We start from the raw sequence: 25,551 nt of genomic DNA on the forward strand, positions 1-25,551 counted from the left end.
CCGCCGGCGCGAGCGCAACGAGCCCGCGCCACGGACAGGTAAAACATGGGGAAAGGACGGTCGCAGAACCGTCACCGAAAGACACAGAGGGGGCGGCGCGTGTGCGCCGTTCTGGAGCGCCGATACAGGCGCGCAACAACAGTGAAAGCGAGTTACGACAATGAAGATTCTGGTTACTGGCGGCGTGGGTTATATCGGTTCCCACACCGTCGTCGAGTTGCAAAATGCCGGGTACGACGTGGTCGTGGTCGACAATCTCTCCAACGCCCAGCGCTCGGTGCAGGAGCGCGTGCAGAAAATTACCGGCAAGCCGTTCGAGCTGATCGAAGCCGACATCCGCGACCGCGCGGCCATGGAAGCGGCCTTTGCCGCCCACAAGGTCGACGCCGTGATCCACTTCGCCGGCCTGAAAGCCGTGGGCGAATCGGTGGCGCAGCCGCTGCGCTACTACGACAACAACGTCTCCGGCAGCGTCGTGCTGTTCGAGACGATGGCCAAGTTCGGCGTCAAGACGCTCGTGTTCAGTTCCTCGGCCACGGTGTATGGCGACCCGGCCTCGGTGCCGATCCTGGAAGACTTCCCGCTGTCGGCCACCAATCCCTACGGCCGCAGCAAGCTGATGATCGAAGACATCCTGCGCGACCTGGTCAAGGCCGAGCCGGACTGGCACATTGCGCTGCTGCGCTACTTCAACCCGGTCGGCGCCCATGAGAGCGGCCTGATCGGCGAATCGCCCTCGGGCATCCCGAACAACCTGGTGCCCTACATCGCCCAGGTCGCCACGGGCCAGCGCGAAAAACTGTCCGTCTTCGGCGGCGACTATCCGACCCCGGACGGTACCGGCATGCGCGACTACATCCATGTGGTGGACCTGTCGATCGGCCACGTCAAGACCCTGGAAAAGCTGGCGCAGGGCCCCGGCTTGTTGACCTATAACCTCGGCACCGGCCGTGGCAATAGCGTGCTGGAAATGGTGCGTGCTTTCGAAGCGGCCAGCGGCCGTCCGATCCCCTACCAGATCGTCGACCGCCGTCCGGGCGACATCGCCAAGTGCTACGCCGATCCGACCCGCGCACGCGAAGAGCTGGGCTGGGTGGCCACGCGCGACGTGGCCCAGATGTGCGCCGACACCTGGCGCTACCAGACGGCGAATCCATAAGCGCACAAACCGGTACAAAGCACGGACAAAGTCACTACAAAGCCTATTCGATGAAGGACGCACAATGAAAGCAATGATTCTCGCGGCAGGCAAGGGCACGCGTGTTCGCCCGCTCACGTACGACCTCCCGAAACCGATGATTCCCCTGCTGGGCAAGCCGGTGATGGCTTACCTGGTCGATCACCTGAAGAAACACGGCGTCACCGAAATCATGGTCAACGTCAGCTGGCTGCACGAAAAAATCGAGGAGTATTTCGGCGAGGGCGAGCAGTTCGGCGTCCAGATCGGCTATTCCTTCGAGGGCTACACGACCGACGACGGCACCGTCGTGCCCGAGCCGATCGGCTCGGCCGGCGGCATGAAGAAGATCCAGGAATTCGGCGGCTTTTTCGATGACACGACGATCGTGCTGTGCGGCGACGCCCTGATCGACCTCGACCTGAAGGCGGCCCTGCTCGAGCACCGCCGCAAGGGCGCGATGGCCACCGTCATCACCAAGGAAGTGCCTTGGGACAAAGTGTCGTCGTATGGCGTCGTCGTCACCGACGACCAGGGCCGCATCAAGCAGTTCCAGGAAAAGCCGAGCCAGGAAGAGGCGCTGTCGAACTTCATCAGCACCGGCATCTACATCTTCGAACCGGAAGTGGTCGACCTGATCCCGTCGGGCGTTCCCTTCGACATCGGTTCCGAGCTGTTCCCGCTGCTGGCCGAGCGCGGCCTGCCGTTCTACGCCCAGGGCCGTCCGTTCAACTGGCTCGACATCGGCACCATGTCGGACTACTGGGAAGTGCTGCAGACCGTCCTCACGGGCGAGGTCAACCACATGGACGTGCCGGGCACCCAGATCGAACCGGGCCTGTGGGTGGGCCTGAACACCAGCATCGACTGGAACGGCACCAAGATCGACGGCCCGGTGTATATCGGCTCGGGCGTACGCATCGAGGCGGGCGTGCATATCGTCGGGCCGACCTGGATCGGTCACGGCAGCCACATCTGCGAAGGCGCAGAAATTGTGCGCAGCGTGTTGTTCGAATACACTCGCGTGTTACATGACGTTACATTGAATGAAATGATCGTATTCAAAGAATACAGCGTCGATCGCGCAGGCGAAATGAAACACGCTTCTGATTACAGTTCCGAGGAATGGCTGAATGCGCGCGACCGCCGCCGCAGCAGCCGCAAAGAAATAGCAAGTCTGAAGAGTAATAACCATTAGAAAGCAAGCGCATGAAAATTTATCCAGTGATCCTCTCCGGCGGCGCCGGTACCCGTCTGTGGCCTCTTTCGCGGGCCGTGCTGCCGAAGCAACTGCTGCCGATCGTGGGCGACAAGACCATGCTGCAGGAGACCGCCCTGCGCGTGGCCGGCCTGCCGGGCCTGATGGCGCCGCTCGTGGTATGCGGTAACGACCACCGTTTCATGGTGGCCGAGCAGATGCGCGCGGCCGGCATCACGCCGCTGGGGATCCTGCTCGAGCCGGTCGGGCGCAATACCGCGCCGGCGGTGGCCGCGGCCGCGCACTACCTGAAGGCGATCGATCCGGAAGGCGTCATGCTGGTGCTGCCGGCTGACCACGTCATCACGAATACGGAAGCGTTCCGCGACGCCGTCGCCCGCGCCGCCACCCAGGTCCGCGATGGCGGCCTGGCGACCTTCGGCATCGTGCCGCAGGGCCCGGAGACGGGCTACGGCTACATCCGCCGCGGTGCACCGCTGGCCGGCTGCGACGACTGCTACAAGGTCGAGCGCTTCGTCGAAAAGCCGGACCTGGCCACCGCCGAGGCCTTCGTCGCCGACGGCGGCTATTACTGGAACAGCGGCATGTTCATGTTCACCGCCGAGCGTTACCTGGCCGAACTGGCGAAATTCGCGCCCGAGATCGCCGCCGCATCCGAGCAGGCCGTCGGCACCGGCTACCGCGACCTCGACTTCTGCCGCCTCGACGAAGCGGCATTCACGAGCTGCCCGTCGGACTCGATCGACTACGCGGTGATGGAGCACACGGCCGACGCCGTCGTGGTGCCGGCCGACATCGGCTGGAGCGATGTCGGCTCGTGGTCGGCGCTGTGGGAAGTGCAGCAGCATGACGAGAACGGCAACGCCCAGCGCGGCGACGTCTACCTCGACGGCGTCAAGAACTCGCTGGTGCGTGCCGAAAGCCGCATCGTCGCCGTGGTCGGCGTCGAAGACATCGTCGTCGTCGAAACCCAGGATGCCGTGCTGGTGGCCCACAAGAGCCAGGTCCAGCGCGTCAAGCAGGTGGTCGAGCACCTGAAGTCGAACGAACGCACCGAGCACCTGCACCACACGCGCGTCTACCGTCCATGGGGCCACTACGAAGGCATCGACGCGGGCGACCGCTTCCAGGTCAAGCGCATCACCGTCAAGCCGGGCGAGAAACTGTCGCTGCAAATGCACCACCACCGTGCCGAGCACTGGGTGGTCGTGTCCGGCACGGCGCGCGTGACCTGCGGCGACAAGGTCAGCCTGCTGTCGGAAAACGAATCGACCTATATCCCGATCGGCATGAACCACCGCCTCGAGAACCCGGGCAAGCTGCCGCTGGACATCATCGAAGTGCAGTCGGGCAGCTATCTCGGCGAGGACGACATCGTGCGCTTCGAGGACATCTATAAACGTTCCTGACCCCAGGGGCGGCATCTGCAAGGCCGGTCGGAGCGGCCGGCTGGCAAGCTGAAAACGGGCGGTGACGCCCGTTTTTTTTCGCCTGCGCCGCCAGGCAATTTTTCGCCCTTTGGCCCGCTGCGGGGGCAAGATCGCCAAGTCAACAGTGTGAAGCCCGCCGTGCGCGCGGCATACAATGGGGCGACGGTGAACCCCCTCTGGAGGTGAACATGAAGACGCTCATTCGCGCCGGCGCACTCGCGCTGGCCCTTGCCGCACCCCAGGCCTTCAGGCAAGCCGACGCGCAAACCGGCGCGCCGCCGCTCGATCCCGCACTCGAACGCCAGCTCGAGCGCTGGCTTGGAGCAGGCGACCTGATCCTCTCCAGCCTGTACACGCGCCAGCCGGGCGACGATTCGGTCGACTTCCACGCCGCCGTCGACGGGCGTGGCCCGAGTGTCACGCTGTTGCGCGTGTCCGACCGCGGCGGCAATGCCTGGCTGGTGGGCGGCTACAACCCGCAGAGCTGGTCGCCCGACGCCGGCTGGCACATCACCGAACGCGACTTCCGGCGCACGGCCTTCATCTTCAACTACACGGATGGCGCCGTCTATCGCCAGGTGCCGGGCAGCTTCCAACTGCCCGGCCAGGGCGCCTACCAGACCTTCAACGCGCTCGCCCAGGGGCCCACCTTCGGCGCCGGACCCGACCTGCTGGTCAACGACCGGCTCGACACAGCGCTCTCCTGGCGCCTGAGCTATGGCGATCCGGCCGGGGAAGGGCAGAGCATCATCGACGGCTCGCGCGGCGGGCAATTGTTCGCCATCGATGCGCTCGAACTGTATGCGGTGTCGCCGATTCCCGAGCCGGGCATGGCGGCACTGCTGGCAGGCGGCCTGGGCAGCCTGGGCGGCTTGCACCTCGCCGTGCTGGCGCGGCGGCGCGAAAAACGGGCCGCGCCACGCACGGGCCGCTCGGCACCGGACCCGGCCTGAGCGCCGGCCATGGCGCGGCCGCGCTCGAGCTTGCCGGCATGCCTGCCTGCGCTCACGGCCGCGCTGGCGCTGTCCTTGCCGGGCGCCGCCGGCGCCGGCCCGCGCGCGCCCGCCGGTCCGCTCGCCGGTCCGATGGAGGCGCGCCACCTGGCCATCGTCATCAACGACGACGATCCGGGCAGCGTCGCCGCCGGCGAATACTATCGGAAGCGGCGCGGCATCCCGTCCGAACATGTCGTGCGCGTGCGTATTCCAGGGCGTCCGCACGCGCTCGAGCCGGCGCGCTTCCGGCTGCTGAAAGCCGAGATCGACAGCCAGCTCGGCCCTGAAGTCCAGGCCGTGCTGATGGTCTGGACGGCGCCGTATCGCGTCGGCTGCAACGCCATCACGGGCGCCTACACGCTCGGCTACGACGCCGCGCTGTGCCGCGATACCTGCGCGGCCGGCCAGCCCAGCCCTTATTTCAACTCGGCCTCGCGGCGCCCGGCGACCGAGCACGGCATGCGCCTGTCGATGCTGTTGCCGGTAGAATCGATCGCGGCGGCGCGCGCCTTGATCGACCGTGGCGTCGCCAGCGGCGCGCGCAAGCCTGGCGCGGCCAACATGCACGCCTGGTACCTGAGCACCCTCGATACGGCGCGCAACGTGCGCGCGCCATTCTTCCCCAAGCCGGGCCAGGCGGCCGGCGGACGCGTGACGATCCACCGGCTGCGCGCCGATATCCTGCGCGAGGCCGACGACGTGCTCGTCTACCAGCTCGGCAAGGCCGAGGTCGAGGGGCTCGATACCGTCCGCTTCGTGCCGGGGGCGCTGGCCGACCACCTGACATCGCATGGCGGCGACCTGCTCGGCACGGCCCAGATGAGCAGCCTGCGCTGGCTCGAGGCCGGGGCCACCGCCAGCTACGGCACCGTCAGCGAACCCTGCAATTATTGGCAAAAATTCCCGAATCCAGCCGTGCTGTTACGCCACTACCTGGACGGCGACAGTGCCATCGAAGCCTATTGGAAAAGCGTGGCCTGGCCCGCCCAGGGCCTGTTCATCGGGGAGCCGTTGGCGGCCCCCTTGCGCGCCAGGTAGCGCACGCCCGTTCGGTAAGTTTCCTTGTGGAATCAATGTGTTGTCGGCATACCTCAGCTTGCAGAAAGAGGTGTTGTAGTTCGTCATTCTCTTGTCAAATTCCGGCCGTAACATTGTTTCTGGTAATAAAATGCCTATCAGTATTGACAACAAATGTTCCGATCTCCAATTTCTTTAGGAAGACCATGAAAATGCACGTTGCAACGAACACGTCGGCCGGCCGGCTGACCGTCCTGGCCGTATTACTGGCCGGGCTGTCGGCACCCGCTATCGGCGCGCCCGCCGATGTCGTCATCAGCCAGCTGTACGGCGGCGGGGGCAGCACGACGTCGAAGTGGAGCCGCGATTTCGTCGAGCTGTTCAACCGCAGCGGGGCACCGGTCAGCCTGAAGGGCATGAGCCTGCAATACCAGTCTGCCGCCGGCACGACCTGGCAAGCCGGCGCCTTGCCGGACGTTACCTTGCAGCCGGGCCAGTACTTCCTGGTGGCGAGCACGACGCCCGGCCCTGCGGGCGACGACATCGGTCCGCTCGACCACACCTGGGGTGCGGCATTGTCGGCCACCACCGGCAAGGTCGCGCTGGCAAGCATCGCGAAAGCCATGACCAGCCCGACCGGGGAGGCGATCGTCGACCTGGTCGGCTTCGGCACCGCCAACCATTTCGAAACGGCGGTGGCCCCGGCCCCGTCGGTCGTCAATTCGCTGCATCGCGCCGCGCTCGGCTGCACCGACACGGACAATAACGCCGCCGACTTCACGGCCGGCCCTGTGGACGGCCCGCGCCGATCGACCTCGCCTCTGAATGCCTGCGTGCCGGCTGGTCCCGTGGTGCAAGCCATCGTCACCGACTGCCCGGCCAGCCTGCAGGCCGAGCAGGGCGTCGGCGCCAGCGCGCAGCTCGCCGCGCGCGACGGCGACAGCGTCGTCAACAGCGCCGTGATCGAATCGGGCGCGGTGGCGGGCATCCGCCTGGACGGCTTCACCGCGGCCAGCGGCGCCGGCGCCAGCGCCAGTGCCCGCCTGCTGGTCGACGCCGGCGTCGCCGCCGGCAACTATCCGGTCAAGGTCAGCTTCGGCAACAACGACGGCCAGAGCGCCAGCTGCACCGTGGCCGTGCGCGTGGCCGGCCAATTGAGCATTCCGCAGATCCAGGGCGCCGGCGCCAAGACTGCCTACGCCAACACCGTGCAGACCACCCAGGGCGTGGTCACGGCCCTGGTCGGCAGCGGCTACTTCCTGCAGGACCCGAAGGGCGACAACGACCCGGCGACCTCGGACGCGATCTTCGTCTTCGGCTCCAGCGCCGGCCTGGCCGTCGGCGACCTGGTGAAAATCACGGGCACCGTCATCGAATACACGCCGAGCGGCGCCAACCGTTCATACACTGAATTCAAGGACGTGAGCGCGCTCGCGAAGCTGGGCAGCGGCTACAGCATCGCCCCGACCAATGTCGAGATGCCGAACGCCGACCTGGCCCGCTTCGAGGCGATGCTGGTGCGCTTTACCACGCCGCTGACGGTCAACGGCAACGCCTACCTGGGCGAGCGCGGCGAACTGACCCTGTCCGCCGGCCGCCGCGAGATCCCGACCAACCGCTTCGTGCCCGGCTCGCCCGAGGCAAAAGCGCTGGCCGCCGCCAACGCGGGCAACATCGTCGTGCTCGACGACGGCATCTTCACCACGCCGGCCACCATCCCCTACCTGTTCGCCGACGGCACCGTGCGCGCCGGCGATACCGTCACCGACCTGACCGGCGTGCTGGACTACGGCGCGATGGGCGGCGGCGGCGCGGCCTTCAAGCTGCAGCCGACGGTGACGCCGACCTTCTCGCGCACCAACGAGCGCGTGCCGGCGCCGCAGGTCGCGGGCGGCAACGTCCGGGTGGCCAGCGCCAACGTGCTGAACTTCTTCACCACCTTCACCAACGGCGGCGATGCCTGGGGCCGCACCGGCCAGGGCTGCACCATCGGCAGCACCACGCGCGCGTCGAACTGCCGCGGCGCCGACAACATGGCCGAATTCGTGCGCCAGCGCGACAAGATCGTGGCCTCGCTCTCGAGCGTGAACGCCGATGTCGTCGGCCTGATGGAGATCCAGAACAACGCCGACATCGCCGTGTCCTACCTGGTCGACCAGCTCAACGCGAAGATGGGCGCCGGCACCTATGCCGTCGTGCCGAAACCTGCCGCCACCGGCACCGACGCGATCCGCGTCGCGATGATCTACAAGTCGGGCGTGCTCAAACTGGCGGGCGCCGCGCTGTCCGATGGCGACAGCGTCAACAACCGCGCCCCGATCGCCCAGGCCTTCAAGGCGGCCAACGGCGCCAAGTTCTCGCTGGTCGTGAATCACCTGAAGTCGAAGGGCGGCTGCGGCGGCTCGACTGGCGGCGATGCCGATAGCGGCGACGGCCAGGGCTGCTGGAACGCCAGCCGCGTCGAGCAGGCCGCGCGCCTGCGCGACTACTTCCTGCCGCAGGTGGTGCAGGCTGCGAACGATCCCGACGTGCTGGTCGTCGGCGACATGAACGCCTACGGCATGGAGGACCCGATCCGCCTGCTGAACGCGGCCGGCTACGTCAACGAGATCGAGCGCTTCGTGCGTCCGCACGGCATCCCGTATTCCTACGTGTTCGGCGGCGAGAGCGGCTATCTCGATCACGCGCTGGCAAGCAGCAGCCTGTCCCCGCAAGTGGCGGGCGTGACCGAATGGCATGCCAATGCGGACGAGCCGGAAGCGATCGACTACAACCTCGAGAGCGGCGGCCAGCCCGACCCGTTCGTGAATGACGCCTTCCGCGCGTCGGACCACGATCCGGTGGTGGTCAGCCTCAACCTGCCGGCTACCTTTGTCGACGTCACGGCCTCGGTCAAAATCGTGCGTACCGGCCTGGTGCCGAAGCATGATACCGGCAAGTACGCCAGCAGCATGCGTATCACTAACCGGAGTGCCGTGACCTTGAACGGTCCGCTGCAGGTGGTGCTCGAAGGTCTGCCTGAAGGTGTGACGCTCGAGGGCATGAGCGGCGAACAAGACGGGGCGCCTTACCTGACCCTTCCGAACGCGTCGCTCGCGCCGGGCGCATGGGCAACCGTGGACGTCAGCTTTACGAGCCCGTCGAAGGCCGTCATCGACTACACTCCGAAGCTGTACAGCGGCACTTTCTGAAGCAACGCACGCCGTCGATCCCGAACGGCCCAGCGCCTTGCCTGGGCGCGGCGCGCAGGCCAGGCAGCGCAACAAAATAGAACGGCACACCGCGCGCGAGCGGGTGTGCCGTTTTTACGCACCCGGCGAGAGGGGAGCGGTTCAGCCGCCCTGGGCGGCGCGGCGCAGCGCGTCGATACGGAAGGCCTCGGCATTGCCGTCGATGATGCGCAGGCCCTTGCAGTCCTCGGCCGCGCAGTCGGGCAGCGGGTTCTTGCCGCTGGCTGCAGGATCGACCGAGAGATCGACCACGCGGATGACGCCGGCCGTCTGGACCAGGGCAGCGTCGTCGACGGATGCCGTCCCGCCCCCGCAGGCGCTCAGGGCAAGGGCGATCAAGGGAAGGCTCAACAGGGTGCGGAAAGGAGTGGGAATCATGGCTGGAGAAGCGAGCTGTTCAGTGATGATCCTATTGTAGGCGCAAAATTTTCCCAAAATCAATTTCTTTGTAATATTTTATTGCAGGATGGAAGATATTGAACACCTTTTCGGCGACGATGCTCGATGATGATTAATGGTTGAGGGAAAGGTTGGCGGTGCAACTTATCAGTACTTATAGAACTACTTATCGAAATACATGAGGGCGTCGCGGGCCTGCCACACCCGGCTGCGAACCGCTGCCGTCGTCTTTCTCTCGCAACAACACCAGCGGTCCGTTGGCGCGGCGCTCGAACCCGTGCGCGCACGCTTGACCTGTGCCGGCGCGCGGGTATGATGAGCCCATGCGAAAACTTGTCATTCTCTTCATGCTCGCCTGCGCTGCCTGCACTACGCGCGCCGGCGATCCCCCGGCCGCCGGCGGGGCGCAGCCGCCCCGGGCCGCGGTGCCGGCCCCTGCCGCGGGGGCAGACACCCTTGGCCAGATCCGCTCGCTGATCGGCCCCGCCGCATGCAGCGGCGACCAGCAGTGCCAGGTGCTGCCGGTCGGCGCCCGGGCGTGCGGCGGTCCCGCCAGCTACCTCGCCTGGTCGAGCGCGAACACCGATGGCGCCCGCTTGCAGGCCCTGGCCGAGCGCCACAAGATCGAGCAGCAGGCGGACAACATGGCCACCGGCCGCATCTCGACCTGCATCGCGATCGCGCCGCCTGCCGTCGCCTGCCGTGCCGGTACCTGCCAGCTGACGGACGCGCTGGCAACCCAGTAGCGCCGCTTGCCCGCCCGCCGCGCCGGCTCGCAAACAGCCCGCGTGGCGTTGCGCATATGGGCAACGCGGCGCGGGGCAGCGAGCGCTGCACTAGTTGCCCCGAATATATCGCCGTGTTACGCTGGCCGGGTTTGATCGACCGGCCGACTCAGGAGTATCTGGATGCATGTTGTAACCCACAAGACCACGGCATCGCGCGTACGCGCGAGCGGTTTCACCCTGCTCGAACTGCTGGTCGTCATCGTCATCATCGGCCTGCTCGCCGCCTATGTCGGCCCCAAGTATTTTTCCCAGCTCGGCAAGTCGGAGGTGACGATCGCCAAGGCGCAAATGGAAGCCTTCGAAAAATCGCTCGACACCTATCGCCTCGACGTCGGCCGCTACCCGACCGCGGAAGAGGGCCTGGCCGCGCTGATGACGGCGCCGGCCAGCGCCGGCACCAAATGGAATGGACCTTACCTGAAGAAGGGCGTGCCGCCTGACCCATGGGGCCAGCCGTATCAATACCGCTCGCCAGGATCGAAGGGAGAATACGAAATCGTTTCCCTCGGCAAGGATGGCCAGCCCGGCGGAACCGGCGACAACGCCGACATCTCTTCGCAGTAGCTCCACCCACACATTCCGGGCAGGTTTCCATGCAGTTCGCAGTTCGCACCCTCGCGCCCGATCTGTCGATCGCGAGCGTCCTCATCGACGCCCTCGACGAAGCCGACGCCAGGGCCCAGGCCGAGGCGCGCGGCCTGTTCGTCAGCGCCGTCGAACAGGTGGGCGGCGCGCGCCTGGCGCGGGCATCGAGCCCGAAGTTCTCCCTGGTCCTGTTCAGCCAGGAATTGCTGGCCCTGCTCAACGCGGGCCTGGGCATCGTCGAAAGCCTCGAAGCCCTGCTGGAGAAGGAAGCCCATCCGGCAGCGCGCGCCGTGCTCGAGCGCCTGCTGGCGGGCCTGCGCGAAGGCCAGCGTTTTTCCAGCGTGCTGGCAAGCCAGCCGGCCATGTTCCCGCCGCTGTATGTCGGCATCGTGCGCGCTGCCGAAGGCACCAGCGACCTGCCGCGCGCGCTGACGCGCTACATCGACTACCAGCAGCGCATCGACACGGTGCGCACGAAAATCGTCAGCGCCTCGATCTACCCGGTGATCCTGCTGTGCGTCGGCGGCGGCGTCAGCACTTTCCTGATCGGCTATGTGGTGCCGCGCTTCGCCGAGGTCTACGAGGGCGCGGGGCGCAAGCTGCCGTGGATGAGCCAGCTCCTGCTCGAATGGGGCCAGTTCGCGTCCGGTCACGGCATGGCCATCCTGCTGTGCCTGGCCGCGCTGGTCGCGCTGGCGGTGGCGGGGGTGCGCCACCTGCTCAAGAGCGGCGGCATCGTGCGCCTGCTCGGGCGGCTGCCCGGCATCGGCGAACGGGCCCGCATCTTTGAACTCTCGCGCCTCTACCTGACGCTCGGCATGCTGACCGAAGGCGGGATCACCATCGTCAATGCCATCGACACCGTGCAGCCGATGGTGTCGGCCACGCTGCGCCAGTCGCTGGCCGGCGCGCGCGCCGCCATCGAGTCGGGCCAGCCGCTGTCGAACGCCTTCGAGGCGCACGGCTTGACGACGCCGATTTCGCTGCGCATGCTGCGCGTGGGCGAGCGCAGCGGCGACATGGGCCCGATGCTGACCCAGTCGGCCGCCTTCTACGACGGCGAAATCAGCCGCTGGATCGACCGCTTCACGCGCACCTTCGAGCCGCTGCTGATGGCCGCCATCGGCCTGGTGGTGGGCGCCATCGTGGTGCTGCTCTACATGCCGATTTTCGACCTTGCCGGAGATATGTCTTGACGACGCCGATCGATGGCGCGCTGCTGGCGCGCGCGCGCCAGCAAAGCCGCCAGTCGCAACGGGGCCTGGTGGCGGAACTCGAGGCCCTGAGCGGCCTCGAGCCGCGCCAGGTGGTGGCCGCGCTGGCCGAACCCTTCGGCCTGTCGGTGATGGAAACGGCCGAGATGCTGAGCCAGGAGCCGGCCTTCGACCTGCTGCCGCTGGCGCACAGCATGGCGCGCCATTGCGTGCTGCTGCGCGCGCCGGGCGGCGTGCTCACCGGCGTGATCGCCGACCCCTTCGACCTCGATCTGCAAACCTGGCTGTCGGCCCAGGCGCGCGCCACGCCGCGCGCGCCGCTGCACCTGCGCCTGGCCCTGGCGGCCGACATCCAGGCCTACCTGTCGCGCCAGGAAGCGTCGGCGCGCGCGGTCGACACCCTGGCGCCGAGCGGCAGCGAGGGCAGGCATAACGGCGGGCGCGACGGCAAGACCGCCGCCGTGCTGTCCTTCGCCTCGGTGTCGGAAGCGGGCAGCCCGGCCGTGAAGCTGGTCAACTCGACCCTGTACGACGCCCTGAAAGCCGGGGCGTCGGACATCCACCTCGAGAGCACGGCGACCGGCCTGGCAGTGAAGTACCGGGTCGACGGCGTGCTCGATCACGCCACGTCCGTCGGCGGCATCGAGCTGGCCGAGCACATCATCTCGCGCCTGAAGGTGCTGGCCGAACTCGACATCGCCGAGCGCCGCATTCCCCAGGACGGCAGCTTCCGGGTCGAGTCGGGCGGGCGCGACATCGACCTGCGGGTGTCGATCATGCCGAGCATCCATGGCGAGGACGCGGTGATCCGTATCCTCGACAAGCGCGCCATGGTCGAGGCCTATGGGGCGCTGACGCTGGAAGCCCTGGGTTTCGATGCGCCTTCGCTCGCCACCTTGCGCATGCTGGCGCAGGAAGCCTACGGCATGCTGTTGGTGACCGGGCCCACCGGTTCCGGCAAGACCACGACCTTGTACGCGGCGCTGACCGAAATCCACAACGGGCGCGAGAAGATCATCACCATCGAAGACCCGGTCGAATACCAGCTGCCGGGCATCCTGCAGATTCCCGTCAACGAGAAGAAGGGGCTGACCTTTGCCAAGGGCCTGCGCTCGATCCTGCGCCACGACCCGGACAAGATCATGGTCGGCGAGATCCGCGACCGCGAGACCGCCGAGATCGCGGTGCAGTCGGCGCTCACCGGCCACCTGGTGCTCACGACCGTCCACGCGAACAACGTGTTCGACGTCTTCGGCCGCTTCACGCATATGGGCATCGACCCCTATGCCTTCGTGTCGGCATTGAACGGGATCTGGGCCCAGCGCCTGGTGCGCATGAACTGCCCGCACTGCGCGGCGCAGTACCAGCCGAGCCAGGCCGAGTTGGCGTCGGCGCGGCTCGAGCCCGGCGAAGCCGAAGGCTACCTGTTCATGCGCGGCAAGGGCTGCGGCGACTGCCGCGGCACCGGCTATCGCGGCCGGCGCTCGATCGCCGAGATCCTGATCCTCAACGACGAGATCCGCGAGCTGATCGTCGACAAGCAGCCGATCCGCCGCATCAAGGCCGCCGCCCACGCCAACGGCACCCGCAGCCTGCGCCTGGCTGCGCTCGACCTGGTGCGGCGCGGCGCGACCACGCTCGACGAAATCAAGCGGGTGACCCAGCATGCGTAGGTGGCCCGGACAGGTATTGCGCCTCGGCGTCGGCCACGACAGCCTGGCGCTGGTGCAGGCGAGCCGCCTCAAGCGGCGCAGCAGGGTGCTGGCCGAAACCCGGATCGGCGACGCGGCCGAGCCGGCCGAACTGGCGCGCGGCCTGCGCGCGCTGTTATCGAGCGTCGACGTCGCCGGCTGGCCGGTCGTGGCGGTGCTGGCCGACGAGCTGGCGCGCATGTGGCAGGTGGCGCCGCCGCCCGGGGCCGCGCACCCGTCCGACCTGGAGGCGGCCGCCGCGATGCGCTACACGGCCCTGTTCGGCGCGCCGCCGGCCGGCTGGAAGGTGGCGGCCGACTGGCAGGTCACCCGGCCTTTCCTGGCCGCGGCCTTGCCGAACGCGCTGCTGGAGGTGCTCGAGGGCTGCGCGCGCGAAGCCGGCTGCCACCTGGTCGAAATCGTGCCGCAGTTCGTCGCCGCGATGAACGGCTGGCGCAAGCTGCACCGGCCCGGCGCCTGGTTCGGCCTCATGCATGGCCAGGTGCTGACCCTGGCGGCCTACGACGGGCCCCTGCTGGCGGCCTTGCGCAGCGCCGTGGTGCCGACGGGCGCCGACCGCGACTGGCTGGAAAGCCATGTGGCGCGCGAAGCCTTGCGGGTCGGGGTAGGGCGTCCGGAGCGCGTGCAGCTGTGCGGCACCGCGCCGCGCGCCTGGAACAGCCATGAGGGACGCCTGAAATTCGCCTGCACGCTACTCGAAGAAGAAAGAGAAGAAGAAGCGGGCCGCTCCGCTGCCGTACGGCTGGCCTGCACCGGGAGCCCGGCATGAAGCGCGTGCGCCTCGATTTCGCCGCGCCGGGCCTGCGCCGCAGCCTGTACCGTGCGCCGCACGCCTGGGCACCGCTGCTTGCCGGCCTGGTCGTGTGCGCGGTGGCGCTGTCGGCCCTGCTCGACTACCGCGAGGCGGCCGAGGAGGTCGAGGCCCAGCGCGCGGCGCTGCAGGCGCGCGCAGCCGCCCCTGCGCTGCAGGCCGCGCAGGTGGCGGCGCGGCGCGGGCCAGGCGTGAGCGAGGCCCAGGCCGCGGCCGCCAATGCCGCCATCATGCAGCTCAATTTGCCCTGGCGCGCCCTGCACGACGCGGTGCGCGGCGCCACGCCGGCCAGCGTCGCGCTGCTGGCGCTGGAACCGGATTCGCGCAAGCGCGTGCTGCGCATTAGCGCCGAAGCGAAGAGCAGCGACGACATGCTCGCCTATGTGGAAGCCCTGGGGCGCGAGGAATGGTTCGGGGCGGTCACCCTGGTGCGCCACGAAGTGGTCGAGCAGGACCCGAACCGGCCGCTGCGCTTCCAGGTCGACGCCGGATGGGGGACGCCATGAGGAACATGAATCCGGCCAGCGCCTGGCTGCAGCTGCGCCTGACGGCACGCCGCGTCAGCCCCCTGACGCAGGCGGCCTTGCTGCTGTTGGCCGCCGGCTTTGGCACGCTGCTCTGGCTGCTGCCGGTGCGCGAGCAGCTGGAAGCGGAGCGCGCGCAGCTGCGCCGCGCGGCAGCCACGCCGCCGCCCGTCGCCACGACGCCGGTTCCTCCCAGCAGCGCCGCCGAGCGCCTGGCACGTTTCCACGCGGCGCTCGGCACCCAGCGCGACGTCGAGCCAGGCGTGAAGACCCTGTTCCAGCTGGCGGCAAAGACCGGCCTGGTGCTGCGCCAGGGCGAGTACAAGCGCGGGGTCGACCGCAACGCCGGGCTGCACACCTACCAGGTCAACCTGCCGGTGAAGGGCAGCTATGCCCAGGTCTGGCAGTTCGCCTTCCTGGCCTTGCGCGCGCTGCCCTTTGCCTCGCTCGACGAGGTCGGCTTCAAGCGCGATACGATCGGCGAGACGGCGCTCGAAGCGCGCCTGCGCCTGACTTTCTATTTGCAGGACGCACCGGGAGCGCCGCGATGAAGCCGCGTCATATCGCGCTGGCGGCGGCGCTGGCGCTGTCGGCCGGCCTGGTCGTCTTCGGCGACCGTTCGCCGGAACTCGAGGTGGCCGAGGCGGTCGAGCGTCCTGGCGTGGCGCCGGCGCCGGCGGCGCGCCCATCGGCCTCCGCCGCCTCCGCTGCCACCGCGCGCGAACCGGTGATCGGCGTGCTGGTCGCGCGCGAAACCCTGATCGGCGATGGCGAGGACCGCTTCGGGGCCGGCGGCGACACCCTGTTCGGCCGCCAGGACTGGACCCCGCCGCCACCGCCGCCGCCGAAACCGGCGCCGCCGCCGCCGCCGAGCGCGCCGCCGCTGCCCTTCACCTTCATCGGCAAGTCGCTGGAAGAGGGCAAGTGGGAGGTCTACCTGGCCGTCGGCGAGCGCACCCACATGGCCAGCGAGGGCGCCACGCTCGAAGGCGCCTGGCGCGTCGACCGCATCGCGCCGCCCATCATGACCCTGACTTACCTGCCGCTGAACCAGGTCCAACAGCTAAACATTGGAGTATTCGAGTAATGGTCCGTTTCCGGAATCGTGTCATGGCAAGCGCCCTGGCCCTTGCGTTGCTGTCCGGCTGCGCGGCGCAGCGCGCCTACCAGGAGGGCAATGCGCTGGTCGCGCAGGAACAGGTGAGCGCCGGCCTGGTCAAGTACCGCGAGGCCGTCGCGGCCGACCCCGGCAACCCGCTATACCGGGCAGCGCTGCTGCGCGCGCGCGACGCCACGGCCACGCGCCTGGTCGAGCAGGCCGAGCGCGAACTGGCGGCCGGCCGCGTCGACGCCGCCCGTGCCGCCTACGCCCAGGTGCTCGAAGTCGACCCGGCGCACGAGCGTGGCCGTGCCGGCATGCGCCAGATCGAGACGGCGCGGCGCCACGCCGCGCTGTTGGATGCGGCGCGCGCCGACATCGAGAAGAAGGACCTTGGCGCGGCGCGCCAGAAACTCGGCGCCATCCTCACCGAGCGCCCGGGGCACGAGGAAGCGCGCCTGCTGCTGGCCGAGCTGGACGACAAGGCTGCCGTGCCGGCCGCCGAGGCGACCCTGGCCGCGGCTTTCCGCAAGCCGATCAGCCTCGAGTTCCGCGAGGCGCCGCTGCGCCAGGTGTTCGAGATCATCGCCCGCCATTCGGGCCTGAACTTCGTCTTCGACAAGGACGTGCGCTCGGACACGCGCACCTCGATCTTCCTGAAAAACAGCACGGTCGAGGCGGCGGTGCATTTCCTCTTGGTGACCAACCAGCTCGAGCGCCAGGTCATGGACGGCAACACGATCCTGATCTACCCGAACAGCGCGGCCAAGCTCAAGGAATACCAGGAGATGACGGTCAAGACCTTCTATCTCGCCAACGCCGATGCCAAGAGCATCGCCAACACCTTCAAGACCATCCTGAAGTCGCGCGACGTGGTGGTCGACGAAAAGCTCAACCTGGTGATCCTGCGCGACAGCCCGGAAGCGATCAAGCTCGCGACCCAGCTGGTCGCGCTCCAGGACGTGCCGGAACCGGAAGTCATGCTCGACGTCGAGGTGCTCGAGATCAAGCGCAGCCGCATCATGGACCTGGGCGTGAGCTGGCCGCAGAGCCTGGGTTTCGCGCCGCTGATCGGCGGCGACGGCGGCGCGATCACGATCGACGAGCTGCGCGGCCTGAACAGCGGCCTGATCGGCGTGACCGGCGTGCGCGCCACCATCAACGCCAACAAGCTCGACGCCGATTCGAACACCCTGGCCAACCCGCGCATCCGCGTGCGCAACAAGGAAAAGGCGAAGGTCGTGATCGGCGACCGGGTGCCGAATATCACGACCACGGTGTCGCCGGGGGCCGGCGGCTTCGCTTCGGAGTCGATCAACTATGTCGACGTCGGTCTCACGCTGAACGTCGAGCCGACCATCTACCTGAACAACGAAGTCGGCATCCGCATCTCGCTCGAGGTCAGCAACCTGATCGACTCGATCCAGACCAATTCCGGCTCGGTCGCCTACCGCATCGGCACCCGTTCGGCGCAGACCCTGCTGCAGTTGAAGGACGGCGAGAACCAGGTGCTGGCAGGCCTGATCAGCAGCGAAGACCGCACCAGCGGCAGCAAGGTGCCGGGCGTGGGCAGCCTGCCCATCCTCGGGCGCCTGTTCGGCAGCACGCGCGACACCAACGACAAGACCGAAATCGTGCTGTCGATCACGCCGCACCTGGTGCGCACCATCGTCCGCCCGCCGGCCGGGGCCTCCGAATTCGGCGCCGGCACCGAGGCCAGCTTCCGCCGCCGTCCGGATACGGCGGTGCGCCAGCCGACCGTGCAGCCGGCAGTCCAGGCGGGTGCGCGCCCGGCTGCCCAGCCTGCGAACGGCGCGCCGGTCGCGCCGCCGATCGGCCAGCCGCCGCTGCCCGCCGCGGTGCCGGCGGTGACCGGCATGCCCTTGTCGCAGCCGATCGGCACGACGCCGCCGGCCGCCGCGGTGCCGCCGGCCGGCGCGCAGGTGATGCCGGTGCCGGCGCCCGCCACGACGCCGATCCCGCCCGCCCGATGAACCCGGTTGCAGCGCCCGCCGCACCGCCTGCATGCCCGCGCGGCCGCAAGCGGGGATTCACGCTGATCGAACTGCTCGTCACCCTGGCCATCCTGGCGCTGCTGGCGAGCCTGGTGATCCCGGTCACGCAAACCGTGGTCCAGCGCAGGAGCGAACAGGAACTGCGCCAGTCGCTGCGCGAGATCCGCGCCGGGCTCGATGCCTACAAGCGGGCCAGCGACGAAGGCCGCATCCAGAAGGCGGCCGGGGCCAGCGGCTACCCGCCGAAGCTGGAGCTGCTGGTCGAGGGCGTGCCCGACATGCGCAGCCCGACGAAAGCAAAAATCTTCTTCATGCGGCGCCTGCCGCGCGATCCTTTCCATCCCGACGCCGAGTCGAGCGAGGCCCAGACCTGGGGCAAGCGCAGCTACGCCAGCGAGGCCAGCGACCCGAAGGAGGGCGACGACGTGTACGACGTGTATTCGACCTCGCCGCGGGTCGGGCTGAACGGCATTCCCTACAGGAGGTGGTGAGGTGACGCGGCTTTCCAGGTCCGGGCGTGGATTCACGCTCATCGAACTGCTGGTAGTGCTGGGCATCGTCGCGCTGCTGCTGACGCTGGCCGTGCCGCGCTTCTTCCCGAGCGTGGACAAGACGAAGGAGACCATCCTGCTGGAGAACCTGCGCAACACGCGCGCGGTGATCGACCAGTTTTATGCCGACACCGGACGCTATCCGGATTCGCTCGAGCAGCTGGTCGAGAAAAAATACCTGCCGCGCCTGCCGGTCGACCCGATCCTCGAGAGCGACAGCGGCTGGGTCATCGTGCCGCCGCAGGAGGAGGGCACGCCGGGCGCGGTCTACGACATCCGCAGCGGCGCGCCCGGCAACGACCGCGCGGGCCGTCCCTACGCCGAATGGTAAGCCGGCGCGGCGCAAGGCGTGATGCCGGCTTCACCTATGTCGGGCTGGTCGTGTTCGTCGCGATCCTCGGCCTGGTGGGCGCCGCCACGGTCAAGGTCGACAGCCTGCTGCGCCGCGCCGCGGCGGAGCAGGAGCTGCTGGAGATCGGCGCGGCCTTCAGCGAGGCCTTGCGCAGCTATGCGGCAGCGACGCCGCGCGGCTTTCCGACGGCGCCGCCGACCTTGCAGGACCTGTTGAAAGACCCGCGCTTTCCGGGAACGCGGCGCCACCTGCGCAAGATTTTCGTCGATCCGGTGACGGGCAGGGACGAGTGGGGCGTGCTCTACCAGGGCGACAAGGTGGGCGTGCTGGCCGTGTACAGCCTGTCGCAGGCGCAGCCCTTGAAAGTGGCGAACTTCGACGCCCGCTTCCAGAATTTCGAGAACAAGGAACACCTGTCGGAATGGAAGTTCACGGCCCAGGGGCAGGGCACCTCGTCCGCGCCGGGCGTCCGGACACCGGGACAGCCGCCGCCCGCTCCCGCTCCCGCTCCAGTACAACCGCCGCCGGGCACGATCGAGACGCCGGCGCCGCCGGACGCGCCGGCCGACCCCGCGCCGCCCGCCGAACCGGCCGCGCCGCCAACGCAGCCGCAGCCGCAGCCCGAGCCGGATCCGGAGCCGGAGCCGGAAGCGCCGCCGCCGGCCGGGCCCGAGCCCGAACCGGCCGAGCCGGCCCCGCCGCCCGCCGGAGGCATGGCGGGCACGGTCCCGGGCCGTTGACTACTTGGCGCGGCGCTTGAAGTCGCGCGGCCGGAAGCCCATGGCCATGAGCATGCCGAAATAGCTGAGGGCGCTGGCGACGATGATGGCCAGCAGGGCGCCGGCGCGCATCAGGGGCTGGGCGCGCAGGGCGATCCAGTCGAACTGGGCCTGGCCGAACCAGGCGACCACGCCCATCACCGCCACGGCGACGACCAGCTTGAAGTAGAACGATCCCCATCCCGGCTGCGGCACGTAGATGTTACGGCGGCGCAGGCCGGCATACAGGAGGGCGGCGTTGATACAGGCGCCGACGCCGATCGACAAGGCCAGGCCGGCCACGCCCATGCCCAGGCCCCACACGAAGACGATGTTCAGCAGCTGCGTGACGACCAGCACGCCCACGGCGATGTTGACCGGCGTGCGCACTTCCTGGCGCGCGAAAAAGGCCGGCGCCAGCGTCTTGACCAGGATGAAGCCGAGCAGGCCCGCGCTGTAGGCCATCAGCGGCAGGGTCGAGGCCCTGACGTCGGCGCTGTCGAAGGCGCCGTAGTGGAACAGGGTGGCGATCATCGGCTCGGCCAGGGCCGCCAGGCCGACCGCAGCCGGGATCGCCAGCAGGAAGGTCAGGCGCAGGCCCCAGTCCAGCAGCGACGAATATTCGCTGGTATCGCCCTCGGTGTTCGCTTTTGCCAGGCCCGGCAGCAGGATCGTGCCCAGGGCTACGCCGAGCAGGGCGGTCGGCAGTTCCATCAGGCGGTCCGCATACTGCAGCGCCGTGACGGCGCCCGCCGCCAGGCTGGCCGCGATGGTGGTGTTGATCAGCAGGCTGATCTGGGCCGCCGCAACGGCGAACACGGCCGGCCCCATCTTGCGGAGCATGCGGTGCACGCCCGCGTCGCGCAGGCCGACCAGCGGATTGAGCGCCAGGCGCGGCACCATGCCGAGCTTGAGCAGCGACGGCAGCTGGAGCGCCACCTGCAGCACGCCGCCGATGCACACGCCGACCGCCATCGCATAGATCGGCTGCTCGAAGTAGTCGGCCAGCACGACGGCGGCGAAGATGAACGACAGGTTCAGCAGCACCGGGGTGATCGCCGGAATCTTGAACTGGCGCCAGGTGTTGAGGATGCCGCTCGACAGCGCGACGAAGGCCATGCAGGCGATGTAGGGGAACATCATGCGGGTCATGACGACGGCCGCATCAAAAGCCTCCGGCTCGCGCTGCAGGCCGCCGCCGATCCAGTAGATCAGCACCGGCGCGGCCAGGATGCCGGCGACACTGACCAGCACCGTCGCCCAGATCAGCACGGTCGCCACGTGGTCGACCAGGCTCTTGGTCGCGTCGTCGCCGTATTTCGTCTTGTACTCGGTCAGGATGGGCACGAAGGCTTGCGAGAACGCGCCTTCGGCAAACAGGCGCCGCAGCAGGTTCGGCAGGCGGAAGGCGATGTTGAAGGCATCGGTGAAGTTCGAGGCGCCGAAGGTGGCGGCAAACAGGCTTTCGCGCAACAGTCCAGTGACGCGGGACACCATGGTCATGCTGGAGATGGCAGCGAGGGTCTTGAGCAGATTCATGGGGCGAGATTATAGCTGTGCAATACCCCGCGCGGACTTTCTCCCGAGACAAATACCAAGAATGAATTGCCGGTAGAGGATTCCTTCGCTATAATCGTGGGCTGTACTGAATTCTGTTAGCAGACACAATGTTTGGCAGGCACTGGAATGGGCCAGTTTGACTCGCTAATGTTTGCAAACGCAACTTGACCCCGATTTAGGAAATTCCATGGCAAATACCGCACAAGCGCGCAAACGCGCTCGTCAAGCAGTTAAGCAAAACGCACACAACAGCGCTCAGCGTTCGACCCTGCGTACCGCAATCAAGGCCGTCCGCAAGGCCATCCAGGCTGGCGACAAAGCTGCTGCAACCAGCATCTTCCAGCAGTCGGTCTCGACCATCGACAGCATCGCTGACAAGAAAATCATCCACAAGAACAAGGCTGCTCGCCACAAGAGCCGCCTGGCTGCTGCCCTGAAAGCCCTGTCGGCCTAATAGACCGGTTGGCGCGCGGCGATCCGCCGCGCTGGCAGTACAGTGGAAGAAACCCGCCCGACCTCGGTCCTGGCGGGTTTTTCTGTTTCCGGACCCTTTTTGCTCCGGAATCGGACCGTAGGGTGGACACCTGTCCACGCACGTGGGCTTGCCCGGTCGCTTCGCCTCTGGTCAGCCGCGAAAAGCGTGGACTCGGGAGCGGTTCGCCGCCCGGTCCACCCTACAACGTCAACCTCGCGCCGAGGTCCACTGCACGCAGCCGATCGCAAATGCCGAATTGCTGACCAGGAAGGCGCCATGCCGGTAGAGCAGGGCGGTCTTTTCCTTGTCGCGCACGTCGAGCGCCCAGACGTCGCCCGCGGGCGCCGCCCACAGGATGCGCCCGTCGACGGCGTCGATCCCGGCGAACACCTGGCTGGGCGCGGTGCCCGGCTTGAAGAACACCATGACCGTGTCCGTGTCCTGGGGCGGCAGGGCGGCCACCGGGCCGCCGACCAGGACCGCCAGCGCCAGCGTTGCCGCGCTCGCCTTGCCGCCGACCGGGCCGGTGCCGCGCCCCAGCCACCAGGCGAGCACCACGAAGGCCACCCCGAACACGATGAACCACAGCAGGTCCCACAGGATCGGATTAACGCTGTCGAGGCGGATGTGGTGCAGCTCGAGGATCCAGTGGAACACGACCGCGTCGACGATGTTCCATGCTCCGAAGCCGAAGACGGCGCTGGCCAGCAGCGTGCGGTCGCCCGCGGTGGCGGCCGCGCGCGCCTTCCAAAGCTTGAACAGGCCGACGGCCGCGATCAGGTACATCAGCAGGTGGAACAGGCCGTCGGCCAGGATCTGTACCTTGATGTCGCGGAAGGGTTCGCCCGGCACAAGGGACAGCAAATGGTGCCACTGCAACACTTGGTGCAGCAGGATGCCGTCGAAAAATCCTCCCATCGCAAAGCCGAGCAGGAAACCGGCCCAGCCCAGCGAGCGGAGGGCGGGAATGGCGGAGGCATCGGACTGGCGGACAGCGTTCATGGTTGCTCCTGGCGGTGGTGGGACGGTAGCGGCGCCGTGCCTGGCGACCTGGGCGGCGGGCGACCGCCGCCGTGCCGAAATGCTAACGCGTTGCGCGGTTTGCGTGCGCCCGCCATCCCGCGGCGGCCCGCTGCGGGCCCTAAAGCTATAGCGCACAGTAAAATACTGGTGCATAATGTGAAACGCCCGTCTTATGTCTTATAGAAGACTGGAGCGCGCAGCCAGGTGCCGGCGCGGCCGGTGCCGGACGGGAATACGGCCAGCACGATCTGTCCATCGTGCCCGTGGCGGAGTAGTATGAACGCTGCCGCCGGCAAGACAGGCAAGCTTCTTATCAAGTTATATAGTTCGCGAACCGTTCGCGAGAACCGAGGAAAAAGCGCATGAGCAGTGATCCGACCATCATCTACACCCTGACCGACGAGGCGCCGCTGCTGGCGACCCACGCCTTCCTGCCAGTCGTCAGCACTTTCACCAAGCCGGCCGGCATCAAGGTCGAGCAGGCCGACATTTCGGTCGCGGCCCGTATCCTGGCGACGTTCCCGGAAAGCCTGACGCCGGAGCAGCGCGTGCCCGACGTCCTGGCCGAGCTGGGCAGGAAGACGCTCGAGCCGGATGCGAACATCATCAAGCTGCCGAACATCAGCGCCTCGGTCGGCCAGCTGGTCGCCGCGATCAAGGAACTGCAGGGCAAGGGCTACAACATCCCCGACTATCCTGCCGACCCGAAGACCGAAGAAGAGAAACAGATCAAGGCACGCTACGGCAAGTGCATCGGCTCGTCCGTGAACCCGGTCCTGCGTGAAGGCAACTCGGATCGCCGCGCGCCGCGCGCCGTGAAAGAGTACGCACGCAAGAACCCGCATTCGATGGCCGAATGGTCGCCGGCCTCGCGCACCCATGTGTCGCACATGACCCACGGCGACTTCTACCACGGCGAAAAGTCGATGACCCTCGACCGCGCGCGCGACGTCAAGATGGAACTGATCACGAAGAGCGGCCAGACCATCGTGCTCAAGCCGAAGGTCGCGCTGCAGGACGGCGAGATCATCGATTCGATGTTCATGAGCCGCAAGGCCCTGCTCGAATTCTACGAAAAGCAGATCGAAGACGCGAAAGAAGCCGGCGTGCTGTTCTCGCTGCACGTCAAGGCGACGATGATGAAGGTCTCGCACCCGATCGTCTTCGGCCACTGCGTGCGCATGTTCTACAAGGAAGCGTTCGAAAAGCACGCTGCCCTGTTCGACAGCCTCGGCATCAACGTCAACAACGGCATGGCCGACCTGTACAACAAGATCGCCACCCTGCCGGCCTCGCAGCGCGAAGAAATCGAGCGCGACCTGCACGCCTGCCAGGAACACCGCCCGGAGCTGGCCATGGTCGACTCGACCAAGGGCATCACCAACTTCCATTCGCCGAACGACGTCATCGTCGACGCGTCGATGCCTGCGATGATCCGCGCCGGCGGCAAGATGTACGACGCCAACGGCCGCCTGAAGGAAGTCAAGGCAGTCATTCCGGAATCGACCTTTGCGCGCATCTACCAGGAGATCATCAACTTCTGCAAATGGCATGGCGCGTTTGACCCACGCACCATGGGCACGGTGCCGAACGTCGGCCTGATGGCCCAGCAGGCCGAAGAATACGGTTCGCACGACAAGACCTTCGAAATCCAGGAAGCCGGCGTCGCCAACATCACCGATATCGCCACCGGCGAAGTGCTGCTGTCGCAGAACGTCGAGCAGGGCGACATCTGGCGCATGTGCCAGGTCAAGGACGCGCCGATCCGCGACTGGGTCAAGTTGGCCGTGACGCGCGCGCGCAACTCGGGCATGCCGGCCGTGTTCTGGCTCGACCCCTACCGTCCGCACGAGAACGAGCTGATCAAGAAGGTCCGCACCTACCTGAAGGACCACGACACGAGCGGCCTGGACATCCAGATCATGTCGCAAGTGCGCGCCATGCGTTACACCCTGGAGCGCGTCAAGCGCGGCCTGGACACCATCTCGGTGACCGGCAACATCCTGCGCGACTACCTGACCGACCTGTTCCCGATCCTGGAACTGGGCACCAGCGCCAAGATGCTGTCGATCGTCCCGCTGATGGCCGGCGGCGGCATGTACGAAACCGGCGCCGGCGGCTCGGCGCCGAAGCACGTGCAGCAGCTGGTGGAAGAAAACCACCTGCGCTGGGACTCGCTGGGCGAATTCCTGGCACTGGCCGTCTCGCTGGAAGACCTCGGCATCAAGACCGGCAACAGCAAGGCCAAGGTGCTGGCCAAGACGCTCGACGCGGCAACCGGCAAGCTGCTGGACAACCGCAAGTCGCCTTCGCCGAAGACCGGCGAGCTCGACAACCGCGGCAGCCAGTTCTACCTGTCGCTGTACTGGGCCCAGGAGCTGGCCGCGCAGAGCGAGGACGCGGACCTGGCCAAGACCTTCGCGCCGCTGGCCAAGAGCCTGCTTGATAACGAGCAGAAGATCGTTGCCGAATTGCTCGAAGTGCAGGGCAAGCCGGTCGACATCGGCGGCTACTACAAGGCCGACGACGCCAAGGTGAAAGCCGTGATGCGTCCGAGCGCGACCTTCAATGCGGCGCTGGAGACGATCGGCGCCTGATCAAGGATCGCTGATGCGAA

Annotated in this window: 23 protein-coding genes; 20 read left to right on the plus strand and 3 right to left on the minus strand. The window is 67.5% G+C overall.

Annotation, left to right across the window (positions count from 1 at the left end):
* The first annotated feature begins 160 nt into the window (after positions 1–160).
* From galE to ACFPAH_RS21215, 6 genes are all read left to right on the plus strand, one after another.
* The gene (gene galE / locus ACFPAH_RS21190; RefSeq protein WP_379749314.1) at positions 161–1,159 is read left to right on the plus strand and encodes a UDP-glucose 4-epimerase GalE; all 999 of its coding nucleotides are present in this window, start codon (positions 161–163) and stop codon (positions 1,157–1,159) included.
* Between the two features lie 64 nt (positions 1,160–1,223).
* Positions 1,224–2,375, plus strand: a complete 1,152-nt coding sequence (locus tag ACFPAH_RS21195; RefSeq protein WP_379749316.1) for a sugar phosphate nucleotidyltransferase — start codon at positions 1,224–1,226, stop codon at positions 2,373–2,375.
* A gap of 11 nt (positions 2,376–2,386) precedes the next feature.
* The gene (locus tag ACFPAH_RS21200; RefSeq protein ID WP_379749318.1) at positions 2,387–3,805 is read left to right on the plus strand and encodes a mannose-1-phosphate guanylyltransferase/mannose-6-phosphate isomerase; all 1,419 of its coding nucleotides are present in this window, start codon (positions 2,387–2,389) and stop codon (positions 3,803–3,805) included.
* Between the two features lie 209 nt (positions 3,806–4,014).
* A complete protein-coding gene (locus ACFPAH_RS21205; RefSeq protein WP_379749320.1) occupies positions 4,015–4,779 on the plus strand; it encodes a PEP_CTERM-anchored TLD domain-containing protein in 765 nt (254 codons plus the stop codon).
* Positions 4,780–4,788: 9 nt separating this feature from the next.
* The gene (locus ACFPAH_RS21210; RefSeq protein WP_379749322.1) at positions 4,789–5,859 is read left to right on the plus strand and encodes a TIGR03790 family protein; all 1,071 of its coding nucleotides are present in this window, start codon (positions 4,789–4,791) and stop codon (positions 5,857–5,859) included.
* Between the two features lie 185 nt (positions 5,860–6,044).
* Positions 6,045–9,029, plus strand: coding sequence for an ExeM/NucH family extracellular endonuclease (locus ACFPAH_RS21215; RefSeq protein ID WP_379749324.1), 2,985 nt, complete (start codon positions 6,045–6,047; stop codon positions 9,027–9,029).
* A gap of 141 nt (positions 9,030–9,170) precedes the next feature.
* Here ACFPAH_RS21215 and ACFPAH_RS21220 read toward each other — a convergent pair whose 3' ends face one another.
* Positions 9,171–9,407 carry a hypothetical protein gene (locus ACFPAH_RS21220; RefSeq protein WP_379749326.1) on the minus strand — a complete coding sequence of 79 codons (237 nt, stop codon included), beginning with the start codon at positions 9,405–9,407 and terminating at the stop codon, positions 9,171–9,173.
* 383 nt (positions 9,408–9,790) lie between these two features.
* Here ACFPAH_RS21220 and ACFPAH_RS21225 point away from each other — a divergent pair, with 383 nt between their 5' ends.
* From ACFPAH_RS21225 to ACFPAH_RS21280, 12 genes are all read left to right on the plus strand, one after another.
* Entirely contained in the window at positions 9,791–10,213 is a 423-nt protein-coding gene (locus ACFPAH_RS21225) for a hypothetical protein (RefSeq protein WP_379749328.1), read from the plus strand.
* 162 nt (positions 10,214–10,375) lie between these two features.
* Positions 10,376–10,819: a type II secretion system major pseudopilin GspG gene (gene gspG, locus ACFPAH_RS21230; RefSeq protein ID WP_379749330.1), complete on the plus strand. Its 444-nt coding sequence runs from the start codon at positions 10,376–10,378 to the stop codon at positions 10,817–10,819.
* Positions 10,820–10,848: 29 nt separating this feature from the next.
* Positions 10,849–12,036, plus strand: a complete 1,188-nt coding sequence (locus tag ACFPAH_RS21235) for a type II secretion system F family protein (RefSeq protein WP_379749332.1) — start codon at positions 10,849–10,851, stop codon at positions 12,034–12,036.
* Positions 12,033–13,727, plus strand: a complete 1,695-nt coding sequence (locus tag ACFPAH_RS21240) for a GspE/PulE family protein (RefSeq protein ID WP_379749334.1) — start codon at positions 12,033–12,035, stop codon at positions 13,725–13,727. The genes ACFPAH_RS21235 and ACFPAH_RS21240 overlap by 4 nt, the downstream gene beginning before the upstream one ends.
* The gene (locus tag ACFPAH_RS21245) at positions 13,720–14,535 is read left to right on the plus strand and encodes a hypothetical protein (RefSeq protein WP_379749336.1); all 816 of its coding nucleotides are present in this window, start codon (positions 13,720–13,722) and stop codon (positions 14,533–14,535) included. Before ACFPAH_RS21240 ends, ACFPAH_RS21245 begins: the two co-directional genes overlap by 8 nt.
* A complete protein-coding gene (locus ACFPAH_RS21250) occupies positions 14,532–15,083 on the plus strand; it encodes a PilN domain-containing protein (RefSeq protein ID WP_379749338.1) in 552 nt (183 codons plus the stop codon). The genes ACFPAH_RS21245 and ACFPAH_RS21250 overlap by 4 nt, the downstream gene beginning before the upstream one ends.
* Positions 15,080–15,652 (plus strand): hypothetical protein, encoded by a 573-nt coding sequence (locus ACFPAH_RS21255; protein WP_379749340.1) that lies wholly within the window; start codon positions 15,080–15,082, stop codon positions 15,650–15,652. Before ACFPAH_RS21250 ends, ACFPAH_RS21255 begins: the two co-directional genes overlap by 4 nt.
* Entirely contained in the window at positions 15,649–16,188 is a 540-nt protein-coding gene (locus tag ACFPAH_RS21260; RefSeq protein ID WP_379749342.1) for a hypothetical protein, read from the plus strand. Before ACFPAH_RS21255 ends, ACFPAH_RS21260 begins: the two co-directional genes overlap by 4 nt.
* A 23-nt stretch (positions 16,189–16,211) precedes the next feature.
* Positions 16,212–18,194, plus strand: coding sequence for a secretin N-terminal domain-containing protein (locus ACFPAH_RS21265; protein WP_379749344.1), 1,983 nt, complete (start codon positions 16,212–16,214; stop codon positions 18,192–18,194).
* On the plus strand, positions 18,191–18,706 hold the full coding sequence (locus ACFPAH_RS21270; RefSeq protein ID WP_379749346.1) for a type II secretion system protein: 516 nt from the start codon (positions 18,191–18,193) through the stop codon (positions 18,704–18,706). Before ACFPAH_RS21265 ends, ACFPAH_RS21270 begins: the two co-directional genes overlap by 4 nt.
* Before the next feature lies 1 nt (position 18,707).
* The gene (locus ACFPAH_RS21275; RefSeq protein WP_379749348.1) at positions 18,708–19,097 is read left to right on the plus strand and encodes a type II secretion system protein; all 390 of its coding nucleotides are present in this window, start codon (positions 18,708–18,710) and stop codon (positions 19,095–19,097) included.
* Positions 19,091–19,858, plus strand: a complete 768-nt coding sequence (locus tag ACFPAH_RS21280; protein ID WP_379749350.1) for a type II secretion system protein — start codon at positions 19,091–19,093, stop codon at positions 19,856–19,858. Before ACFPAH_RS21275 ends, ACFPAH_RS21280 begins: the two co-directional genes overlap by 7 nt.
* Here the strand turns inward: ACFPAH_RS21280 and murJ are convergent, their stop codons facing one another.
* Entirely contained in the window at positions 19,859–21,415 is a 1,557-nt protein-coding gene (gene murJ / locus ACFPAH_RS21285; protein WP_379749352.1) for a murein biosynthesis integral membrane protein MurJ, read from the minus strand.
* A gap of 208 nt (positions 21,416–21,623) precedes the next feature.
* On the opposite strand from murJ, the gene rpsT reads away from it, so the two are divergent.
* Positions 21,624–21,890, plus strand: coding sequence for a 30S ribosomal protein S20 (gene rpsT / locus ACFPAH_RS21290; protein WP_379749354.1), 267 nt, complete (start codon positions 21,624–21,626; stop codon positions 21,888–21,890).
* Positions 21,891–22,118: 228 nt separating this feature from the next.
* Here rpsT and ACFPAH_RS21295 read toward each other — a convergent pair whose 3' ends face one another.
* Positions 22,119–22,913 (minus strand): DUF2243 domain-containing protein, encoded by a 795-nt coding sequence (locus ACFPAH_RS21295; protein WP_379749356.1) that lies wholly within the window; start codon positions 22,911–22,913, stop codon positions 22,119–22,121.
* 383 nt (positions 22,914–23,296) lie between these two features.
* Here ACFPAH_RS21295 and ACFPAH_RS21300 point away from each other — a divergent pair, with 383 nt between their 5' ends.
* Positions 23,297–25,531 (plus strand): NADP-dependent isocitrate dehydrogenase, encoded by a 2,235-nt coding sequence (locus ACFPAH_RS21300; RefSeq protein WP_379749358.1) that lies wholly within the window; start codon positions 23,297–23,299, stop codon positions 25,529–25,531.
* Positions 25,532–25,551: the final 20 nt, after the last annotated feature.

It is taken from the genome of Massilia sp. GCM10023247 (assembly GCF_042653325.1).
Lineage (GTDB): Bacteria > Pseudomonadota > Gammaproteobacteria > Burkholderiales > Burkholderiaceae_D > Telluria.

Bases quoted from the DNA above. Each gene is read 5' to 3' on its own strand.
- ACFPAH_RS21210 (WP_379749322.1), top strand. From the start codon at position 4,789: ATGGCGCGGCCGCGCTCGAGCTTGCCGGCATGCCTGCCTGCGCTCACG.
- ACFPAH_RS21265 (WP_379749344.1), top strand. From the start codon at position 16,212: ATGGCAAGCGCCCTGGCCCTTGCGTTGCTGTCCGGCTGCGCGGCGCAG.
- ACFPAH_RS21205 (WP_379749320.1), top strand. From the start codon at position 4,015: ATGAAGACGCTCATTCGCGCCGGCGCACTCGCGCTGGCCCTTGCCGCA.
- ACFPAH_RS21280 (WP_379749350.1), top strand. From the start codon at position 19,091: ATGGTAAGCCGGCGCGGCGCAAGGCGTGATGCCGGCTTCACCTATGTC.
- ACFPAH_RS21255 (WP_379749340.1), top strand. From the start codon at position 15,080: ATGAGGAACATGAATCCGGCCAGCGCCTGGCTGCAGCTGCGCCTGACG.
- ACFPAH_RS21270 (WP_379749346.1), top strand. From the start codon at position 18,191: ATGAACCCGGTTGCAGCGCCCGCCGCACCGCCTGCATGCCCGCGCGGC.
- ACFPAH_RS21260 (WP_379749342.1), top strand. From the start codon at position 15,649: ATGAAGCCGCGTCATATCGCGCTGGCGGCGGCGCTGGCGCTGTCGGCC.
- ACFPAH_RS21200 (WP_379749318.1), top strand. From the start codon at position 2,387: ATGAAAATTTATCCAGTGATCCTCTCCGGCGGCGCCGGTACCCGTCTG.
- ACFPAH_RS21235 (WP_379749332.1), top strand. From the start codon at position 10,849: ATGCAGTTCGCAGTTCGCACCCTCGCGCCCGATCTGTCGATCGCGAGC.
- ACFPAH_RS21245 (WP_379749336.1), top strand. From the start codon at position 13,720: ATGCGTAGGTGGCCCGGACAGGTATTGCGCCTCGGCGTCGGCCACGAC.
- galE (WP_379749314.1), top strand. From the start codon at position 161: ATGAAGATTCTGGTTACTGGCGGCGTGGGTTATATCGGTTCCCACACC.
- ACFPAH_RS21295 (WP_379749356.1), bottom strand. From the start codon at position 22,913: ATGAACGCTGTCCGCCAGTCCGATGCCTCCGCCATTCCCGCCCTCCGC.
- murJ (WP_379749352.1), bottom strand. From the start codon at position 21,415: ATGAATCTGCTCAAGACCCTCGCTGCCATCTCCAGCATGACCATGGTG.
- ACFPAH_RS21225 (WP_379749328.1), top strand. From the start codon at position 9,791: ATGCGAAAACTTGTCATTCTCTTCATGCTCGCCTGCGCTGCCTGCACT.
- ACFPAH_RS21195 (WP_379749316.1), top strand. From the start codon at position 1,224: ATGAAAGCAATGATTCTCGCGGCAGGCAAGGGCACGCGTGTTCGCCCG.
- ACFPAH_RS21215 (WP_379749324.1), top strand. From the start codon at position 6,045: ATGAAAATGCACGTTGCAACGAACACGTCGGCCGGCCGGCTGACCGTC.
- rpsT (WP_379749354.1), top strand. From the start codon at position 21,624: ATGGCAAATACCGCACAAGCGCGCAAACGCGCTCGTCAAGCAGTTAAG.
- gspG (WP_379749330.1), top strand. From the start codon at position 10,376: ATGCATGTTGTAACCCACAAGACCACGGCATCGCGCGTACGCGCGAGC.
- ACFPAH_RS21300 (WP_379749358.1), top strand. From the start codon at position 23,297: ATGAGCAGTGATCCGACCATCATCTACACCCTGACCGACGAGGCGCCG.
- ACFPAH_RS21250 (WP_379749338.1), top strand. From the start codon at position 14,532: ATGAAGCGCGTGCGCCTCGATTTCGCCGCGCCGGGCCTGCGCCGCAGC.